This window comes from Shewanella marina JCM 15074, assembly GCF_000614975.1.
Taxonomy (GTDB): Bacteria; Pseudomonadota; Gammaproteobacteria; order Enterobacterales; family Shewanellaceae; genus Shewanella; species Shewanella marina.
Map to the genome: position 1 here is coordinate 45,702 of NZ_BALM01000015.1, position 20,649 is coordinate 66,350.

Here is a 20,649-nt window from a genome sequence, read left to right on the forward strand (position 1 = left end):
ATACTCAGTCTGATTTACAATGATTATTTTAATAGTTGATTTATCGTGAATATTTGATTTTTGATTAGTCTATTTTTTTCTATTAATGACAATATACTGTATAAGTAATACCACCCATTAAAAGTGTAAAACATAAATTTATTATTACTGGCTTTGTTCGCATCTAAAATTAATATATTTGTCTTAGATAATGGGTCATAGATCGAAAAGTTATTATTGTCACGACCGATTAATAATTTTTGTGGATAGTCGAATTTTATTCTAAGTTTATTTCTTCTTTCTGTAGACAATATGAATATGTTGCCGTAATGCTTTAAATTAGTTTTGTTGATGTATAATTGGTTACGGTTATCAGCCCCGCTGACTAATAGGATATTAATATTCTTAATTCTAGGTAGTTTATAGTGTGGTGCATTTTTCTCAATTCTTAATGTTATGCTATGGCCTGCTTCAATATTGATATATGAATACTGACCCATATTGATAACTTTACTTTTCTGCCAATATAATGTTCTTTTATTTTTACTATAGAAATAGTCTCCTCCGTCTATAGATTCTCCAATATAAACTAATGGTTTCTTATGATGTATTCTTGCACTAAAAATACGCTGCTGATGGGGTAAGTACCATGAGGTACTATTGAGTCTAACTTGTTCGGCTAGTTGATATTGTTTTTTTAATTGTTGTAATGCTAATTTAATATCTGCATTCGATTTTTGCCATTCTGGTGTTAATGCTATAAGTCGCGGTTGCTGTTTATTATGGTCTATTTTATTAATTTCGAATACCATTCCATCTGGAGTGTGTAATTGTAATTGTTGACTTAGAATTCTAGCTTGTATTATTTTTCCTGCTAATAATGGGCTGCGAATCGGTTCAGCGATGTCTGAGGCAAGAACTAACTTATTATTAAGTGCAATATCATTTGTAATTACAGCCTGTTTATATAAAGTGTTATCTGTGTGATTTAATAGCCATGCCCATTGATTCTCCTCGCTAAGACCAACATATTGCATCGACTGTCTGGCTGGGGTTTGAATTGTTCCTATGAGTTGAGTTGAAGCTTGATCAAACCATAAATTAACTAAATTACCTGCACTGTCTTTTGCTCCTATGATTTTCAGTTGGGCCTGCTTTCTGTGGAATTGATTTGAGTGACGGGTAATTTGATTAATGACTTGTGCATAATTCGTCATTAGCCAGTCATGGCTCACTCCTGCTAACCAAGGGAATTTGTCAATTAGCCAGATACTATTATCAGATGTGAGAGCAAATAACTTTCCTTGTTGATTAAATACCCTTGTTAATGTTCCTGCTGGTGTTTCAAACTTAATCTTTTTAGCTGGCTTATTATAGCCTTCTTGTAGGTAGAGATTTTTTTGGTTGTGAGAATAAAAATAGAATCGAGATCTTTGTATATCATGATTGACCAGCAGTAAGTCATTCGGTAAGTCGGTATCGAGATTTGCTGTTATGACAGTCGATAATATTTTTGATTTTTTTATAATCCAATAACGATAATTATGAGCTTGAATACTGGCTGAAGTTGAGACAACCTCTGCACGAGAGGCGAAGATCCTCTTTTCTGGGGAAAGATCAATATAGTTGTCTGTCTCATGTCGCATATGGAAAAATTGATTAGTCATTGTTGCACTTTTTTTCACATTTTTAACCAGTTCTGCCATGAACTGAGTATCGCCATTAATATCAATGAGGGACAATTTATTCGGTGTGACTTTATAGGTCCACTTTCCGACGTTTCCGTCATCAAGTGTATGTTTTACCGAAAAATATACAGAATCACCTTCTATCCATCCCTGACTGTATACTGGTATGCTCACGGTATTATCTGGAATAAATAGATGATATTGAGAGATAACTTTTGGTTGCTTGACATCTACCAGCCATAGTTGATGTTTATTGGAGAAATAGGCAAGGTCACCATTGATAGCAATTAATTTTGCGTCATTTAAAAAGGTGTTTTGGACTGGTACTGGAGTGTAAATATAACGCTTTTTCTTGCTCTGGTAATAGGCGTTACCAACAGATTGTGTTTGACCTTGAGGGATAAAGTTTTTCACTTTAATTAACTGGCTATCAAGATGTATTGATTTTAATTCTGCTTCAAGCTGCTGGTTTAATTTAGTTAAAGATGGCCATTTTGATAAATCTTCATTGATGGGAATAAATTGACGACGATGAATATCCACTAACAACATTTCATTGTGTTGCTTGATGATCATTATTTTAGGCGTAGTCAATTTTCCTATGTTGATATTGATATCACCAATCATCAATGTGTTGTTGTTAAGTGTTGGCTGATTATTTTTTAAATAGCGGGCATCAAATATCCACCAAGTTGTTTGGCTTTGGTCAATTTCACTCAATTGGACATTAGCACCAGTTTGTAGGCCGATACGATAGCGTCCACCTCTACCTGTAAATTGGTAATTTATTTTGTTTTTTAATCTGCTATCGAGCTTACGCATAATGACATTTTGGTCATGATCATCAAAATCAATTTTTATATTTGTGGGTTGATATTCTTGGGTAATTTTGTAGGCGATGTATTCAGAAGGGAAAATGTAAAAGTCATAATCGAAATCTTGTGTCTTCTCTATTTTTCTTAAAATATCAAAGCCTTTATCGTGACGGCTTGTTGCACCTGGTAATATTTGATAATCATAATTGATATAAGATTTAGGGGTTGCAGGCAGTAGAATTAGTTGGTTATTGGGTTTTATCTCAGCGGTAGATGGGTAGTTAAGTGCAGCTCTAATATTGATTGACGCTGATTTATTATGTTGGACTTGTGGGAAATCTCCTGCGAAAAAAAAATAATTACTGGCTCCTGACCCCGTACTTCCATGATGGCTTGGATATAAATATTGACTATCAAATGTTATCCTATTTTTAACTAAATCAAGATGAGTAATGACTGCACCTGCAAGTGGGCTATAGACTTTAAAAGAACTACCGTCTTTCATTTTTTTATTAATAGTCTTATAACCACCTGACTTATAAGCATTATCTATGTCTGAGAAATAACTGCCCACTGCTTTTGCATTATCTGTAACTTCGCCTAAAGCCTCGGCTAAGCCAATAAAACCAACGGTAAGACCTGCAAAGATATCACCGCCAACACCTAGGACAGCACTTGCGGTAGTCGCACCTATTAGGCCAGTTCCTACGCTTGCTAAGTTGATTGCTAAATAGCTGCTATCAAATGCCAGTTGAGTACCAAAAATGGCTTTCTCTTGTTCACTCTGAGCATTGGCGTATTCATAACCATCTAATATAGCTGAGGTGAATCCTAGCCCCATTGCAAAACCTTGATGGGCAATATGGCTTATCTTATTTAAGGTGCTGGCAGTATGAATAACGCTACTTTTTAATGCGATACGATATAAATTAACAACTTTAAGGATATCAACTACGGTACTATCAATCATCTGAGTTAAGTTAATATCAGTATGAATAGCGAGTGCTTTATTTAAGGTACTATTTAGATTTTTGTTTTGATGATGTTCGTTTATTTGTTGTCTAAAAGTATTAATAATGGCTTTAATATTAAAAGCGGCATTCAAACTGCTAAGATGCTCTACTTGTGTGACATCTGGCTCTAATTCGCTTGGCGTTGAAGAGAAATCATGGGTTTTTCTAAGTTGCTTTAATTGTTTAGTATAGTACTGCTTAAATTCCCAAATCTTGTCATCGTCAAACACGATCTGAGTCATTTTTTGATCTTTATTGCGGATAAATGTGAGACTGTAATCGCCATCAGAGTGCTTTTGAATACTGTCAAATACAGGTAACCAAGAAGCGTCCAGTTTATTTTTGTTATAGATTTCAGTAAGTGAGTCTGTGAACTCATTCGCTAAATGAACACTTTCAAGTGCTTGCAGGTTACTTTGAAGCTTCATATCGTTTTCGAGTTGCTGTTCACTGCTGGAACTGGCGAGTTGGAGTTGATTAATCGAACTATTATGAGGGCGTTGTTTAGGCATAATGAGATCTGTAATCGTGAGACCTGTTGATAAGCGAAATCTTGATAATTTATTCGTATTTATCAGTAAAGCATGGAACATCGGGTCTGTGCCTGAGCCATAACTGTTATACATTTTTGCCAGTTTTAGAGTGATAAAATACTCGTGAAGTGAGCTTTCGAGCTCTTCTGTGGTATGAAATTTAAATACACCAAAATTAGGATCGTAGAAGTAATAATTAACAAGGCTACTTTGCTTAACTTTACCAATCATCATAGAGTGGGTGTGAGTGTTCAATAAGAACATAGCTGAATCGTTTTCTTTGAGTGCCATCTGACTCAGCATGCTGATAAGATCTGGGATATTTTTTTTCCCTACGGTTTGTTTATATTTCATTGCCGTAATATTCATGTGTAGGAATTTTATACTGTTAAGAACATTAATTGATGATTCTGAGTCAGGATTATCGGCAGCAGTGTTAACAGTATTGATAAAACTGTATACACCGGTATCACCATATTGAGCTATAGCAGTTGCCATGATTTTTGAAAGTGGTAAACAACGTCCCATTTTTTCTAATAACATGGTTTTCTGATTTGTTAATTTTACGGTTTTTGCACCATGATCTTGTAAGACGTTAATTATTCGCTCACGACCTTTTGACTTTATCTCTTTCAAGTGTTGTCGATAATCAAGCTTTATTTTTTGGACTAAAGCCCCTTTTTGTTGGTAGTTTAGGATTAAAGTATCATCGAATAATACGAGTATTAAATCTGTAAATTTTGCATTCGTAGGTATTTTATCAATTTGTAATAGTATTTCCTGATAGTGACTTTTTCCATATTCAAACGCTTTGGCTTTAGAGCCGTTTAAATTTTCTAATAATTCAGATTCGCTGTGGAATTTATCAATTAATCGTTTATTCATTTCGGTAAAGGGGCCGCCGTGCGGCTCCAAAATAACTTGACTACCGTCATGATTTTTTTTACGTAGCCATAACCATATCCAATCTAGGTTTGTACTGGTTTTGAGTGACTCATAATATTTTGTGTCATATTTATCAAGCGATAGTTTTAAGTCATTGAGGTTTATTTCAAGTTCTGATTTTATTTTTGTGTTTTTAGTTTTTCTTATTTTCTGATTAATAATATTCATCTCTTTTATTAATGGTGATATTCTATCTCTTAGACTTCTTCTTATTAACTCCCTTAATTCGTGCCATTGACTTGTATTAATACTCTCATCAACTCTTGGGGGATATTTTGATGGGGAGTCAATATCTTTTGGTATTTTTTTTATCTTGATATCAAGATTTTCTGCTGCAGATATAATAGCCTTCTGATAGACACTACGGGATTTATTAAAGTTATCTAGTATCATTTGGTCATTAACATCACCCATATTTTGTATCATGGTAAGCGTTTTGTTATTACGGAATGTGTATTTATTTTTAAATGGTTCATCAATACTGGCAGTGATTTGTAATGGCTGTATTAATAATTGCCATTGTTCTTGATTAAACATGATATAGGCACCCGCGACATCATGATTGTGATCTTGGTAATTTAATTGGTTGGCGGTTAGTACAACTTTGTCATATAGCACTGCAGAATTAGGACGACTATCACGATAGACCCGATAGGTATTTGCACTATAGTCTGTGACGATAATGGAACTTCCTGACAATGGTGGGGAGATAACTAAGGTGCCTTCTAATGACTTTTTAGGAATATCGATATAGCTTGGAGCCGTGTTGCTTGTATATTGCTGATATAAAAAATATACAGGTATACTGGCTCGATCTTTTTCAGTTGTGAATTTAAGTTTAAAACTTTTATCTATTTCGACTAGTTTGATATATCCAAAAAAATTCAGGTTGTGCTGATGTGATAGATTCTTATCTTGAAATATTTCTAATGTATTTATCGGGTATTGATCTAAAAATTTAATAGGGTCAGAATTGAATAGTTTTTTTGCAGCAACAGGATCTACTTCCGCAATAGCATTAGAGATAATAAAAATTCCGCTTAATAGAATAGAAATCAAGAATAGTTTATTCATTTTATTAAAATTATGAATATTCATTATGCCCTCGTTTTAGTTAGGCTAAATATTTTTTGTCGCCATTTGTTAATGATAAATTAACGATGAAGGGGAGTGTTGGCGGTATCTGAATAGCAATAAAATATATATTCTGAGCAATAAGGTGGGAGGAGCAAAATATAGGATTTAAGAAGTTAATCTTCCGTTTTTGGTAACCAAATTTGTACTGATAAGCCGCCCTGTTGGCGGTTTTTTAATATGATTTGACCTTGATGGCGTTCAACAATTCGTTTCACAATCGCTAATCCTAATCCCGAACCTAAACTGCCTCGGGCACTGTCACCTTGGGTAAAAGGTTGGAATAGTTTTTCGATATCTTGCTCGTTAATGCCGGGGCCATTATCTTCAACGGTAAAACTCACTGTGGACTCATGATCAAATGAGCTAATTTTTATCAGACCATGGCCATAGCGATGAGCATTTTCAACTAAATTGGTGAGCACCCGTTTGACTGAAATAGAGTTCATCGGAATGGCTGGGCAGTCATTTAAATTGAGTTCAAATTCGCCGTGACGTTGAGTTTCAGCTTGCACGACTTCATCGATGAGTTGGTTGATATTGGTCAGCTCACGCCCGCCTTCTTGGTCTTGGCGAATATAGGCAATAAATTGATTAATAATGGCATCCATATCTTCAATGTCATTAATAATGCCTTCACGTAAATAGTCGTCTTGGGCACTCATCATTTCGCTGGCAAGCCTGATTCGAGTCAATGGCGTGCGTAAGTCGTGTGATATCCCCGCCATAATTAAGGCTCGGTCTTGCTCCAATTGCTGCATGCTTTGTGACATCTGATTAAAAGCACTGGTTACTTCTACAATTTCAGATGAGCCTGATAGCGGTAATGGCTTAGGAAAGCTGCCGTGTGATACTTGGATAGCAGCCTGTTCTAATCGTTTTAACGGTTTGTTTTGCCGACGAGCAAACCACCAAGCGCCTAATACACTGGTGATGCCGATAACGATTAAGAAAATGGTCAGTGGTGAAATATCAGATTCACTCAACCCTGTCAGTGGTACTTTAATCCAAACTGATGGGGCTTGCGGCGGTTTAACCCAAATCTGAATATCGCTGCTTTGATCGATTCTTACTTCGGTTTTACCACCCAAATATTGCGACATTTGCGCGGAGATAAAACCATAATATGTCGCTTTTTCAATACCCGCAGCGATAGCTTGCTTTTGATTGTATACGCGCATGCCATCATCAATCACCTTGGCATTTAGCGCATCGACGAGTGAGGGATTATCGCGGTCAATATTCACCCCATCAGCAAAGAGCAGCTTAACTTGGCGGGCGATTAATTGGTTGATTTGCAGGTAGCTAGGCTTAACCACATAGTTAACCACTGTACCGTATAAAATTAATTGGTTGATTAATAATAAACAACCAATTAATAAAACCGTTTGACCAAAGGCACTATGAGGTAGCCGGCAGCGTAAAAAGTTTGGCATTATTTATTGCTGCTGCCATCTGGAATAAATACATAACCAAGGCCCCACACGGTTTGAATATAGCGTGGGTTAGTGGCATCTTGCTCAATCAAACGACGCAAGCGTGATACCTGAACATCAATCGAACGCTCTAATGCTGAATAGTCACGACCGCGAGCAAGGTTCATCAATTTATCCCGTGACAGAGGTTCACGTGGGTGACTGACTAAGACTTTGAGTACTGCAAATTCACCACTGGTCAAGGCGATAGATTGATCGCCTTGATGCATTTCACGAGTAGCAAGGTTTAGGCTAAACTCGCCAAATTCGATAACTTGTTCTGTTTGCGTTGGTGCGCCGGGTATTTCTTGGGTTTGACGTCGCATAACAGCATTAATTCGCGCTAATAATTCACGTGGATTAAACGGTTTTGGCAGGTAATCATCTGCGCCTAATTCTAGGCCGATAATGCGGTCAACTTCATCGCCTTTTGCTGTCAGCATAATAATGGGAATTGGGTTGCCTGAATCACGTAAACGGCGGCAGATAGAGAGACCATCTTCGCCGGGCAACATAAGGTCGAGTACGATGAGATGAAAATTCTCACGTTCAAGTAAACGATCCATCTGCTCTGCATTACCGACGGCGCGGACTTGGAAACCTTGCTCAACTAAATAACGTTCAAGTAAGGCGCGTAGGCGCATATCATCATCAATAACGAGAACTTTACTGGTTTGCTGGCTCATAATTTACCTTAAAACACCCAACATAATAGTGTTAACTCTACTAATATTGCCGCTAAATATCATCAAGTTAATTGTAACAAAGGGCGAATGAGTATCGCCCTTTAAGAGTGCTTAATGGGGCGCTGCGCTTGAGGCGTTTTTCATTTTGGCTTTAAACAGTAAAACCAATGGCAGTAGCACAATATAGGACACCAAAATAAAGCCAAATGTATGTACAAAAGCAAGTAGAGTGGATTGCTGATGTAGCAATTGGCCTATTTGTGCCATAAAGTCTGGATTGGTGATGCTGGTATGTTGGCTGGCAGCCATTTGCTGCAGTACAGGATTTGATGGGCCTAAATCTGCACCTAATGCATGCCACTGTGTTTGTTGTTGGCGACTAAAGTAGGTATTAACGATTGAAATACCAAATGAGCACCAATGGTTCGGCAGAGGTTAAATATAACCGCGCCGCCAACGGTATCACTGGCTGGTAATGTGGCATAGGCTAATTGGCTTAATGGTGCAAATACCAGTCCCATGCCCGCGCCTTGGATAATACTCGGCAAGATGACCCAATAGAGATCGATATTCATCGAATACTGCAACATGTAATAAGTGCCGATAGCATTTAAACAAAGACCGATGGCAATCAATACTCTGGCATCGATTCTATCCATAAATCGCGCCATCACCAGTAATACAATGGCTGATGTAAGGCCTCGTGGTGCCATTGCAAAACCTGTGGTTTCAACCGGATAGTTTAGTAGTTGCTCCAGCAACATAGGCTGCAATTGGGTGATACCAAAGAGTCCCATAGAGAAGCCTGCCATCATTAAACATGACACCGCTAAGTTACGGTTTTTAAGCAGCCAAACGGGGGCAATATCGCCTTTAGTGATCAAAGAGCGTCTGACAAAATAGATGATTGCAATACCAGAGATAATGGTTGAAAACAGAATCATATTTGACTCAAACCAACCCTCTTCATTGCCTCTATCTAATACCATTTGCAGTAAACCAATGCCGATGGTCATGCCTATTACTAACGGCCAATCCATTTTATGTTTACCGCGACCGTCAAGATTGACAAAACGGTATAGTAAAAAGAGACATAAACCGCCAACAGGTACGTTAACGTAGAAGATCCAGCGCCAATCCATATGTTCGGTAATAATACCGCCAACAGTTGGGCCTAAGATTGGGCCGAGTAAGACGCCGACACTAAACAACGCCATGGCTTTACCACGTTGCTCTGGTGGATAAATTTGTACCATGATCGATTGCGATAACGGGATAACAGAAGCACCAAATGCCCCTTGTAATACCCGAAAGAATACCATTTCAGCAAGGCTATCTGCTTGACCACATAATGCCGATGACACCACAAAACCTGCCACGGAGACCAGCAGTAGATTACGTACGCCAAACTTGAGTGACAGGTAACTTGCAAGTGGAATAAAAATGGCTTCGGCAACTGAGTATGAGGTTAATACCCAAGTGACCTGCTCTGATGTTACGCCTAATGCCCCCATCATATGCGGCAGTGCCACATTGGCGATGGTCATATCAAGTAACACCATAATGGCCGACAACATGACGGCATGGTGATTAAGGTACGGTTGCCCTCAGATATAGGGGCTTGTGTGACTTGAGCGGTGGTATCGCTCATTGGTGATTAGCCTGTGATGCATCAATTTCAATGTTGGCACTGGCACCGGCACGCAATACTGGCGCATTAGCATTATTATCTGGAATGAACAGTAAGCTTACAGGGAAGCGTTGCGGCACTTTAACCCAGTTACCTGTCGCATTTTCAGGGGGCAATAATGAAAATGATGAACCACTGGCGGGTGAGATAGCTTGCACTTGTCCTTTAAATACGTAGTCAGGATACATATCTAAGGTGATTTTTGCCGACATTCCCGGTTTGATATAGCTGATTTGAGTTTCTTTATAGTTGGCTTGTACCCAAAAACTATGTGCTTCAACTAATGGCATCATTGCTTGGCCTGGGGCAACTACACTGCCGGGTCTAATACTGACTTTACCTAAATGACCACTGTGCGGGGCAATAATATCGGTATAAGAAAGATTTAATGTGGCGATAGTTAATGCTGCCGCGGCTTGCTTGACTTGCGGTGCTTCGGTGCCTTTTGCGCCTTGTTGATTGATCAGCTGTGACATTTTAGCGCGGCTGGCTTCAAGGCTGCTTTGAGCTTGGGCTAGCTGGGCTTTAATATTGTCGCCTTCTTGCTTAGACAATACGCCTTTTGCGACAAGCTCCATATTACGGCGATAGTTAGCTTGTATATCTTCAAGTTGAGCTGAGGCTGCGGTGACACTTGAACTGGCAGCGAGGATGGCATCATCGGTCGCTTTGTTAGATTGTGTCGCTAATTGATAAGCTGCCTTAGCTTGGGCTAATTGTGCTTGATATGGCGCGGGATCAATTTTAACCAGTAAATCCCCTGCGGTGACTTGTTGGTAATCTTTAACGTTAACTTTTAATACCTTACCACTGACTTGTGGTGCGACATAAAGTACGTTGGCATGCACGTAAGCATCGTCAGTACTTGGATATTGTTGCTGATGTTTAACGTAAAAGTAGCCAGCGATAATTAATGCCAGCGCAACCAGCGTTAAAATTAGCAAATTACGTACTAAATGGGGACGAGTTTGGCTCATAGTACTTACCCTAAGTCGGTTAACAAGGTATAAAGACACAAAAATAGCTTAGTTAAGCCATAATAGTTTTGCCATAAATCAGGCGTTTATTATCGAATAACGGAGGCTATTATTGGGATTAAATCGGTTGAGAGGTCGCCAATTTACTTGTAGATACAAATTGATGCAAGTATTAAAAGATTAAAAGTAAACTTTGGAGTGTGTTTTTATAACTGAAATTTTGAGGTGTATTTTTACTAGCTGAACTTAGCAATGTTCAGCCAGTAATCGCAATAATTGGATGAGTTCGTGATTAGTTTATTGATTCACGCATTTTTTTAGCAGTATCTTCAGTCCATTTTAGACCATCTTTTGCCATCTGCTTGGCATCCTTCCATGCATCTTTACTGTCTTGTTTAGCTGAATCTGCACTGTCATTGATTGCATCTTTGCTATCTGAAATAGTGTCATTGGCACTATCTTGAGTGTTAGCTATCCCTTTATTGATGGCCTCTTTACTGTCACTGATTGAGTCATTAATGGCATCTTGAGTTTTATCCATTGATTCATCAATCGCATCTTTGCTGTCATCAACCCCTTGGTCAATTTTTGCTTTTGATTCATCAATCATTTGTTGGCTAGCTTGTTTGGTTTTTTCTAGTAAATCTTGGCCACTGGTTTTACTTGTTTCCCATGCCGCTTGAGCGGTTTGCTTAATCGCTTGGCCAGCTTGTTGGGCCTGCTCTTGTACTTGTTGCCATGTTTCAGCATGGGCGCTACCAGATAATAGTAATGCGAGTAAAATTATCTTAGTTTTCATTGCGAGTTCCTTAATTGGACGAAACTTATGTTGATGACTCGCAGCCATGCAGCGTACGAATGATCAGTTAGATTGTGCCATATCATTTTGTGACATGCTGACACCTTTTATCTGTGCATAGACGGTTTTTCCTGCGCAAAGTTCCAAATCATCACATGCCCACGGGGTGATATTAGCCCATAGTTCATCTTTTCCTAAAGCGATTTTTACCTGTATCTGGTCGCCATCAGCACTTGGTGAAAGCTGTTTAATGATGCCTCTTAAGCAATTACGAATACTCGATTGTTGTGGTGGCGTGAGGGCAAGCGCCACATGATTGGCTTGAATTCGCACCATAATCGCGTCTTGATTCGGTTGTTGTTGCCATTGCGGAGTATTGACCCAGAGATGATTACCGTCATCGAGCATTAACTGAGTCATGGCATATTGTGGGTGTTGGTTTGCGACTCGGGTGTGGATTAAGGCGCTTAACTCTTGTGGTGGCATCCAAGGCCGCATCTGTTCACTGTTCCAAACTTGTGCCAGTGGGCCTGCGGCAATTAACTCGCCTTGGTTGAGAACCAGCATATGATTAGCGAGTTGTAAGATCTCATCTAAGCTATGGCTAACATAGACGATAGGCAGTTTTAGGTTGCGAGCAAGCGTTTGCAAATAAGCGATTAATTCGCGTTTACGGGGCAGATCAAGTGAGGCTAGTGGCTCATCCATTAGCAGTAAGTCAGGTGAGGTGAGTAAGGCGCGACCAATGGCCACTCGCTGTTTTTCGCCTCCAGAGAGAGTAATGGGGTAACGATCAAGTAGATGTTCGATACCGAGTAATTTGACGATATTGGCAAATTGGGTGGGGTCTTGGTGGCGATTACCATAGTTAAGATTGCCGCGAACTTTATAGTGCGGAAATAAGCGAGATTCTTGAAATACATAGCCAATATGGCGTTTTTCAGGTGGGAGATTCACTTTGCCTTGTTGGTAAAGGACTTTATCACCTAATTTAATTTCACCACTGTCAGGCGTCGATAATCCGCCTAGAATATTCACTAATGAGGTTTTACCAGCACCTGAGCGGCCAAATACCGCGGTAACACCAGATAACGGCAACTCGGCATTGATATTCAGCAGGGTTTCACCTAACTGTTTTTTGATATTAACGACTAGCATACTGATGCGGTTCTCTGTTGTGCTTTTTTGGTGAGCCATTGTGATGCCATGAGTGACATAAGGGCGATAACGACTGAAATAACACATAAACGCATGGCTTGATATTCTGCGCCCGGTGTTTCAATAAATGAGAACATCGCCAGTGGGATGGTTTGGGTTTGCCCCGGAATATTTGAGACAAAGGTGATGGTGGAACCAAATTCGCCTAAGCTGCGAGCAAACGCGATAATCATACCGGAGACAATTCCCGGTGACATTAATGGTAAAGTAATGGTGAAAAAAACGCGCCATTTCCCGCTGCCAAGTGTACGTGCAGCCTGCTCAAGACGAATATCAACCGCTTCGATTGATTGCCTGATCGCACGTACCATTAATGGAAATGAGACGACAGCCGCTGCTAACGCTGCGCCGCGCCAACTAAAGCTAAAACTGATACCAAACCAAGCATAAAGATAGTGACCAATCAGGCCTTTTTTCCCCATAGAAACAAGTAATAAGTAACCCACTACCACTGGCGGTAACACCAATGGTAGGTGGATGATGCTATCGACTATCGATTTACCACGAAACTCTAAGCGGGCTAATACCCAAGCGCAAAAAATACCAAACGGAAGGCTGGCAATTACTGCAACACTGGCCACCTTTAAACTTAATAATAATGCGGTAACTTCATAGTCAGTGAGCACCATTTAGTTCACTCCAAAGCCATACTGAGCAAATACCGCTTTAGCCGCTGGAGTTTGCAAATACTGGTAGAAGGCTTGAGTCGCTGCATTTGGGTGTTGTGCCACAATGGCCAGTGGATATTCAATTGGCTTATGGCTATTTGCAGGGAAGGTTGCCACGACTTTCACATCTTTAGCAATTTGTGCATCGGTTGCGTAAACAATTCCTAATGGTGCTTCACCGCGCTCAACTAACGCTAAGGCTGCGCGAACATTGTTAGCACTAGCGAGTAATGGCTGTGCTTGTTGCCATAACCCTAAGTTCTCTAATGCCTGTTTGGCATAACGACCCGCAGGCACGTGCGCAGGATTACCTACCGCTAAACGACTATCACCGACAGCGGCTTTAATATCCCATTTGCTATTCAACTGAACTTGCTTGATTGGGCTCGATTTTGGCGCAATTAGGACTAATTGGTTTTTCAGTAAGGTCACTCGAGTTGTAGCATCAACCGCTTGATGGTCTACCAAATAATCCATCCATTTTTGGTTGGCTGAAAGGTAAATGTCTGCGGGCGCACCTTCTTCAATTTGACGTGCTAGCGTTGATGATGAGGCAAAAGAGAATAGCACTTGAGTGGGGTGGCTTTTATCGTATTGTTGGCCAATTTCTGTTAAGGCATTTGTGAGTGATGCCGCCGCAAAAACGGTGACCTTATCTTGTGCAAAGCTTTGGCTCATACCAAGAGTCAGTGTTAACAAGGCTAATGCGGACGTTTTTAAGAGGCGAATAAATGATGATGCAAACATAGGGTGATCTGCCTGAGTTGAAAAAGTTAAGCGATATATACATTACTACATATCGATTGCGCAAGTTATTTACTGCTTTTCCGTGAACATCGTGGTTTTTATAAACGGAATGGGTAGAATATGAGGTTATATTATTGTTGGATAAAATAACGACTCATGGACTTAAAGGCCTCATTAACACTGTCATCTCAGGATAAGCTATTTGCTAACCCTCGCCGAATCGCATTACTGCAGCAAATCGCTGTCACAGGTTCAATTAGCCAAGCGCAAAACTAGCAGAAATAAGCTACAAAGCGGCTTGGGATGCCGTTAATGATATGAACGTCGCTTTCAGCCATAAGGTCGTCAGTAGTGAAAAAGGCGGCAAAGGCGGCGGTGGTGCTAAGTTGACCCCATTTGGGCTGCGTTTATTACAAGTTTATTCAATTACAGAGCAAGTACAGAATATGGCGCTAGATGCGTTATTGGATGATGCTGTTGGCATGGATAACTTGCTTGAATTAATGGCGCATTTCTCATTAAAGACCAGTGCTCGCAATCAGCTTACTGGTGCAATTAGCGCCATTCATCGACAAGATTTAAATGATCAAATTGAAGTGCAGCTTGGCAGTGGTCAAATGGTGACTGCCGTTGTAACTCATGCGAGTAGTCAACGTCTTGGTTTAGCCTTGAATAAATCGGTATTACTATTATTTAAAGCCCCAGCAGTCACAATTAGTGCTACTCCTATTGTTGAGTGTGGCTACAATCAAATCGAAGGTCAGTTGCAGCATATCAATCATCTAGCGATAAAGTTGAATTGGCGTTACAGATAGGCACTAATAGCCAAGTACACGCACTAATGAGTAATCAAGTCCTTGATGGTATGCAACTTAGCCTTGGTCAAACCTATTTTGCCCGTTTTGATGCCAGCCAAACCATTGTGGCTTGCATGGATTAATACCTATTCATCAATAATGAAGGGTCATCAGATAGATGACCCTTTTTGTATGTGGGTTATTTGGTTGTATTTGTTACAAAGCCATAAGATTGCAGTATCTGTTGCCCTTTAGGTGACAGAATATACATAGCGAGTTGCCATGATGGAGTCATTGCATCTTTATCTACAATCAGACCGTAATTAGCGCCAACAGCAAGTGCTGCTGGAATTTGAATAATGTTCAGCTCTGGAACCTGTTTTTGAGCTAATACCGCATTGGTACAATAAGTTAAGAAAACATCGGCTTGCTTCTCACTCATCACCCAACCATATTGATTTAACCCTTTTGGTGCTTTAGGGCTTGTTGGGCCACCTGTCAATTGCAATGCTTTGTCAGATAATTTCTGGTAACTGCCGGGGATTAATTGTTCTGCCAATTCAAATAGCTTCCAAGCATAGTCGCCACTAGGATCGGCTTTGGGTGTCGATGTTCCTAGCTTGGTATTTTGATCAAGCATCACATCAAGTAAGGTTGCACTGCTGACATTCACTTCTGGCTGAGTGAGGGCGCATAATTGATTGCGGGCAAATAATACAACAGGGCCGCCCCAATCTGCTTGTTGCAGTGCTTGTGGATGTTTCATATTCGCTGATGCAAATACTGTGGCATTGGCATCTGCTTCAATCTCTTTACGTAATAGTCCACTCGGGCCAAATTTATTGCTCACAGTCACTTTATATTGCTGTTCATATGCATGAGTCACATCATTGAGCGCGGCTTTTAAACTGCCAGCGGCATAGAGTTCCACAGGTTGTGCAACCGCGGCGAATGAGCAGAGAGAAAGTGCTGTTATTAGATAGAGTGGGCGACTAATTTTCACTTGATGATCCTTATTTATGGTGAACAATTACGGCTTAATTGTGGGAAAAATTTAGTGCAATGACGAGTGATGAAGCGCAGGCATAATGCCAATATTAGAAGATTAATAATGTGCTTTAATTAACATAGTGAAGAGAATTTGTTGGTATTAATAATGCATTGATTTTGATTGTTGTTAGTGCTTGGCTAAATTAGAATATTGTATTATAAACAATATGTTGCGAGTTACTTCTCAGAGTTTATAAAATTTATTATTACATGATATACAAGTTGTTTTAGCTCACAGTTATATCTTGTTATAAGCCTATATTGACTATTTTTTAGCAATTGGTGATTAGAATTTTATGAGTCAAGTTGATGTTCTCGGTCAGTTATCTGACGAAATGAAACAAGTCATGGATTATATCAATCAGCATGCGGCTCCTATTAGTGACGTTGCTGAGCCTTTAACGTATCCACAAATGCGCCTTAATTATCAGCAAGAACGACAGTTTTGGAATGAGGGTGGGCCAGAAATGGCAAAGACCCTTAATGAACAGATCCCTGTAGCTGACGGTCAAGTCGCAACTCGTGTTTATTACCCCAATAATAATCCCACCAATAATTGTATTTTCTTTATCCACGGTGGTGGCTTTATTGTGGGTAATTTGGATACTCATGATAGGGTGATGCGTTTAATTGCAGCTCAAAGTAATTGTGTCGTTATCGGTATTGATTACAGCTTGTCACCTGAAGCTAAATTCCCTCAAGCGATTGAAGAATGCGTCGCCATTACTCGTTATTATCGCCAACATGCTGCTGAATATGGCATTAACCCTCAACAAATGGGGTATGCCGGTGACTCTGCGGGTGCCTATCTATGTTTAGCGACATTTTTATGGCAGCGTGATGCAGGTGATGATGTCAGTTTTGTCAAAGGACTATTGTTATATTACGGTTTGTATGGCTTAAAAGATTCACGTTCAATGCGCTTATATGGCGGCGAATGGGATGGCTTAACGCCTGCCGATTTAATCTATTATCGTGATATGTATTTGGCTGATGAAACTCAGGCTGAGTCACCATACTACTGCTTATTCAATAATGATTTAACTAAGAATATGGCGCCTTGTTTTGTTGCCTCATGCGAATATGATCCGTTAATTGATGACAGTGAAACTTTATATGCCATCCTCAAAGATCATCAAATTTGCTGTGAATATAAGATGTATCCCGGCACTTTACATGCATTTTTGCATTACTCAAAAATGATGCCTACCAGTGTAACTGCATTGGATGACGGTATTAAGTTCTTCTTAAGCCAGTTAGATTAATTAAATCTAGCCAAGCCTTAACTCAGATGATGATTAAAGGTTTGGCTTTTACCTTTATTTTCATCCACTTCCACTCTCTATTCTTAACATGATTGAATTCCCTCTAAATCCAGTTACCATATGCTCATATTTAATGAGTTAGCACTAGCAGAGATACCCTATGAAAGCCCATTTAATTACGCGTAAAGGGTGGGAAGCTTTAGATAAAGAATTAAAATATCTTTGGAAAGAGTATCGCCCTGAAATCACCTTAAAAGTACAAGAAGCTGCGGCGCAAGGTGATCGCTCAGAAAATGCCGATTACACCTATAATAAACGTCTATTACGGCAAATTGATCGCCGCGTTCGTTATCTTGTGAAGCGTTTAGAAGAGCTTAAAATTGTTGATTATGGACCCGAGCAAGAGGGCAAAGTCTTTTTTGGCGCATGGTTTGAGCTTGAAAATGAACAAGGTGATGTGGTGCGTTACCGGATTGTCGGTAAAGATGAACTTGATACCAAGCTAGGCTATATCACCATTGATTCACCGATGGCTCGAGCATTATAGGCAAGCAAGTTGATGATGAAATTGTGGTGCAAACGCCGTTAGGACCAAAAGAGTGGTATGTGAATAAGATTCAATATCAAGCTTTTGAAGAAGATAGCAGTAATTGATAGTGCCAAAGATGAAACATGCCTTATGGCTGTGGTATCGTGGCGTAAATTTTATATAAATTAATGAATTCAGGCTCCAATCCTTATGCACAATATTGCAAAGATTATTGCTCAAGAGCTTAATGTTCGTGAGCAGCAAGTTAGCGCAACCATCACCTTATTAGATGATGGCGCAACCGTTCCTTTTGTTGCTCGCTACCGTAAAGAAGTCACTGGTGGACTTGATGATACTCAATTACGTTTGTTGTTTAGTCGCCTCGGTTATTTACGCGAATTAAACGAACGTCGCCAAGTGATCCTGTCTAGCATTGAAACTCAAGGTAAGTTAACCGCTGAGTTAAAACATGAATTATTAACGGCTGATAGCAAAACCCGTTTAGAAGATCTTTATTTACCTTACAAGCCTAAACGCCGTACTAAAGGGCAAATTGCGATTGAAGCGGGAATTGAACCGCTTGCAGATCAATTATTGGCAGATCGCCAAGCTGATATCGAAGCAGTTGCGAGCCAATATATTAATCTTGATGCAGGTTTTGCTGATAGCAAAGCTGTACTTGATGGTGCTCGCTATATTTTAATGGAGCGTTTTGCTGAAGATGCTGCGTTATTGCAAAAGGTACGTCAGCATTTAAGCCAACAAGCGATGTTGGTGAGCAAGGTCATTAAAGGCCAAGAGAAAGCGGGCGCTAAATTTAGAGATTACTTTGAACATAGCGAACCATTTGGCAAAGTCCCTTCACACCGTGCATTAGCTATGCTTCGCGGTCGTAATGAAGGCATGCTTAGTTTAAGCATGAATGCGGATCCTGATACTGACGCTAAACAAGGCAGTTATTGTGAAGTGATTATTAGTGATCACTTTAAACTGAATATTGGCGAAGGTGCGGTTAATCAGTGGCTGAAAACGGTAGTAACAGCGACATGGCGCGTAAAAATTGCATTGCAGATGGAAACTGAATTTCTATCTAAAATGCGCGAATATGCTGAAACAGAAGGTATTAAAGTGTTCGCTCGTAACCTTGCTGATCTGTTAATGGCACCGCCTGCTGGTGCGTTAAATACCATGGGGTTAGATCCTGGATTACGCACTGGAGTTAAGATTGCGATTGTAAACAATACTGGTAAGTATGTGGCTCATAGCGTGATTCATCCGCATGCACCGCAAAACCAGTGGGACAAATCACTGCGCACATTAGCTAACTTAGTGAAAATGCATAAAGTTGAGTTGATTGCGATTGGTAATGGCACTGCATCGCGCGAAACTGACAAATTAGCGGCTGAATTAATTAGTTCACTTAAAGCGGAACATCCAACACTGACCAAAGTGATGGTGAGTGAAGCCGGTGCATCGGTTTATTCGGCATCTGAGTTAGCAGCGGAAGAGTTTCCTGAGTTAGATGTGTCAATTCGTGGTGCAGTGTCAATTGCGCGTCGTTTACAAGATCCGTTAGCTGAATTAGTTAAAATTGAGCCAAAATCAATTGGTGTGGGTCAATATCAGCATGATGTGAGTCAGAGTCAGCTCTCTAATTCATTGGACGCTGTGGTTGAAGATTGTGTAAACAGTGTCGGTGTTGATTTGAATATGGCATCGGCGCCGTTGTTAGCGCAAGTAGCGGGTTTAAATAAGACATTGGCACGTAATGTGGTTGCTTACCGTGATGAACATGGCCAATTCAACAACCGTAAACAGTTACTTAAGGTGACTCGTTTAGGCCCTAAAGCATATGAGCAAGCGGCTGGATTCTTACGTATTAGCGCCGGTGAAAACCCATTGGATAGCTCAGCTGTTCACCCAGAAGCATATAAGTTAGTGCAAGATATCGCTGTTAAAGCCGGTGTTGATGTCGCTCATTTAGTGGGTAACTCTGAGGTATTAAAACAACTTAATCCTGCCGACTTCACCACTGAGCAGTTTGGTTTACCGACGGTAACTGATATTTTGGCCGAGCTTGATAAGCCGGGTCGAGATCCTCGTGGTGAGTTTAAAACCGCACAATTTAAAGATGGTGTTGAAGATATTAAAGATCTTAAGTTAGAGATGGTACTTGAAGGTGTCGTGACTAACGTGACCAACTTTGGCGCTTTTGTCGATGTTGGTGTTCATCAAGATGGTTTAGTGCATATATCTTCGTTAACTGACAAGTTTGTGAGCGATCCTCATACCGTTGTTAAAGCGGGTGATGTGGTTAAAGTGAAAGTGATGGAAGTTGATGTTGAGCGTCGTCGTATCGCGTTAAGTATGCGTTTAGATGAAAAGCCGCAAGCTAAAACGGCAACAACTCGCACTGCGCCATCTAAAGCTGCGCCTAAGTCACAGTATAAAGCCCCTAAACAGACCGCCAATGCGGCAATGGGTAATGCTTTTGCTGATGCATTTGCAAAGTTAAAGAAATAGCCTAACGTGGCTCCTTCTTCTAAAAAAAGCGCCTGTGGCGCTTTTTTTCTATCTGGTATATATCAACCGCTGGTTGAATGTGTTTAATCTTATTATGCTGCTATGATTTAAAATTAAC

The 20,649-nt window shown here is 40.0% G+C and carries 14 protein-coding genes and 1 pseudogene; 4 read left to right on the forward strand and 11 right to left on the reverse strand.

Translation table 11 applies throughout. From position 1 onward, the window contains the following. Positions 1-23: 23 nt before the first annotated feature. The 10 genes from JCM15074_RS12365 to modA form a co-directional block, all read right to left on the reverse strand. Positions 24-6,071, reverse strand: coding sequence for a TcdA/TcdB pore-forming domain-containing protein (locus JCM15074_RS12365; RefSeq protein WP_025821482.1), 6,048 nt, complete (start codon positions 6,069-6,071; stop codon positions 24-26). A 152-nt stretch (positions 6,072-6,223) separates the two neighbouring features. After that, positions 6,224-7,543 (reverse strand): two-component system sensor histidine kinase EnvZ, encoded by a 1,320-nt coding sequence (envZ, locus tag JCM15074_RS12370; RefSeq protein WP_025821483.1) that lies wholly within the window; start codon positions 7,541-7,543, stop codon positions 6,224-6,226. After that, positions 7,543-8,268, reverse strand: a complete 726-nt coding sequence (gene ompR / locus JCM15074_RS12375; protein WP_025821484.1) for an osmolarity response regulator transcription factor OmpR — start codon at positions 8,266-8,268, stop codon at positions 7,543-7,545. The genes envZ and ompR overlap by 1 nt, the downstream gene beginning before the upstream one ends. A gap of 111 nt (positions 8,269-8,379) precedes the next feature. Next, entirely contained in the window at positions 8,380-8,577 is a 198-nt protein-coding gene (locus tag JCM15074_RS24935; RefSeq protein ID WP_234400220.1) for a hypothetical protein, read from the reverse strand. A 38-nt stretch (positions 8,578-8,615) separates the two neighbouring features. After that, positions 8,616-9,845 (reverse strand): DHA2 family efflux MFS transporter permease subunit, encoded by a 1,230-nt coding sequence (locus JCM15074_RS22060; RefSeq protein WP_234400221.1) that lies wholly within the window; start codon positions 9,843-9,845, stop codon positions 8,616-8,618. A gap of 70 nt (positions 9,846-9,915) precedes the next feature. Then, a complete protein-coding gene (locus tag JCM15074_RS12385; protein ID WP_025821485.1) occupies positions 9,916-10,935 on the reverse strand; it encodes an HlyD family secretion protein in 1,020 nt (339 codons plus the stop codon). 292 nt (positions 10,936-11,227) lie between these two features. Beyond that, on the reverse strand, positions 11,228-11,734 hold the full coding sequence (locus JCM15074_RS12390) for a hypothetical protein (protein WP_025821486.1): 507 nt from the start codon (positions 11,732-11,734) through the stop codon (positions 11,228-11,230). A gap of 63 nt (positions 11,735-11,797) precedes the next feature. Next, the gene (gene modC, locus JCM15074_RS12395; RefSeq protein ID WP_025821487.1) at positions 11,798-12,892 is read right to left on the reverse strand and encodes a molybdenum ABC transporter ATP-binding protein ModC; all 1,095 of its coding nucleotides are present in this window, start codon (positions 12,890-12,892) and stop codon (positions 11,798-11,800) included. Continuing rightward, on the reverse strand, positions 12,886-13,581 hold the full coding sequence (gene modB / locus JCM15074_RS12400; RefSeq protein ID WP_148300789.1) for a molybdate ABC transporter permease subunit: 696 nt from the start codon (positions 13,579-13,581) through the stop codon (positions 12,886-12,888). The genes modC and modB overlap by 7 nt, the downstream gene beginning before the upstream one ends. Next, the gene (gene modA / locus JCM15074_RS12405) at positions 13,582-14,367 is read right to left on the reverse strand and encodes a molybdate ABC transporter substrate-binding protein (protein ID WP_025821489.1); all 786 of its coding nucleotides are present in this window, start codon (positions 14,365-14,367) and stop codon (positions 13,582-13,584) included. It lies immediately after the preceding gene. 317 nt (positions 14,368-14,684) lie between these two features. Between modA and JCM15074_RS24940 the strand changes: the two genes are divergently transcribed. Continuing rightward, positions 14,685-15,182: a TOBE domain-containing protein gene (locus JCM15074_RS24940; protein ID WP_234400222.1), complete on the forward strand. Its 498-nt coding sequence runs from the start codon at positions 14,685-14,687 to the stop codon at positions 15,180-15,182. A 181-nt stretch (positions 15,183-15,363) separates the two neighbouring features. On the opposite strand, the gene JCM15074_RS12415 is transcribed toward JCM15074_RS24940, so the two are convergent. Next, a complete protein-coding gene (locus JCM15074_RS12415) occupies positions 15,364-16,167 on the reverse strand; it encodes a molybdate ABC transporter substrate-binding protein (RefSeq protein WP_025821490.1) in 804 nt (267 codons plus the stop codon). A 343-nt stretch (positions 16,168-16,510) separates the two neighbouring features. Between JCM15074_RS12415 and aes the strand changes: the two genes are divergently transcribed. From aes to JCM15074_RS12430, 3 genes and pseudogenes are all read left to right on the forward strand, one after another. Continuing rightward, entirely contained in the window at positions 16,511-17,479 is a 969-nt protein-coding gene (gene aes / locus JCM15074_RS12420; protein ID WP_025821491.1) for an acetyl esterase, read from the forward strand. Between the two features lie 160 nt (positions 17,480-17,639). Next, positions 17,640-18,133 (forward strand): annotated as a pseudogene (gene greB, locus JCM15074_RS22070) (transcription elongation factor GreB). A gap of 85 nt (positions 18,134-18,218) precedes the next feature. After that, positions 18,219-20,531 (forward strand): Tex family protein, encoded by a 2,313-nt coding sequence (locus JCM15074_RS12430; protein WP_025821492.1) that lies wholly within the window; start codon positions 18,219-18,221, stop codon positions 20,529-20,531. Positions 20,532-20,649 lie beyond the last annotated feature (118 nt).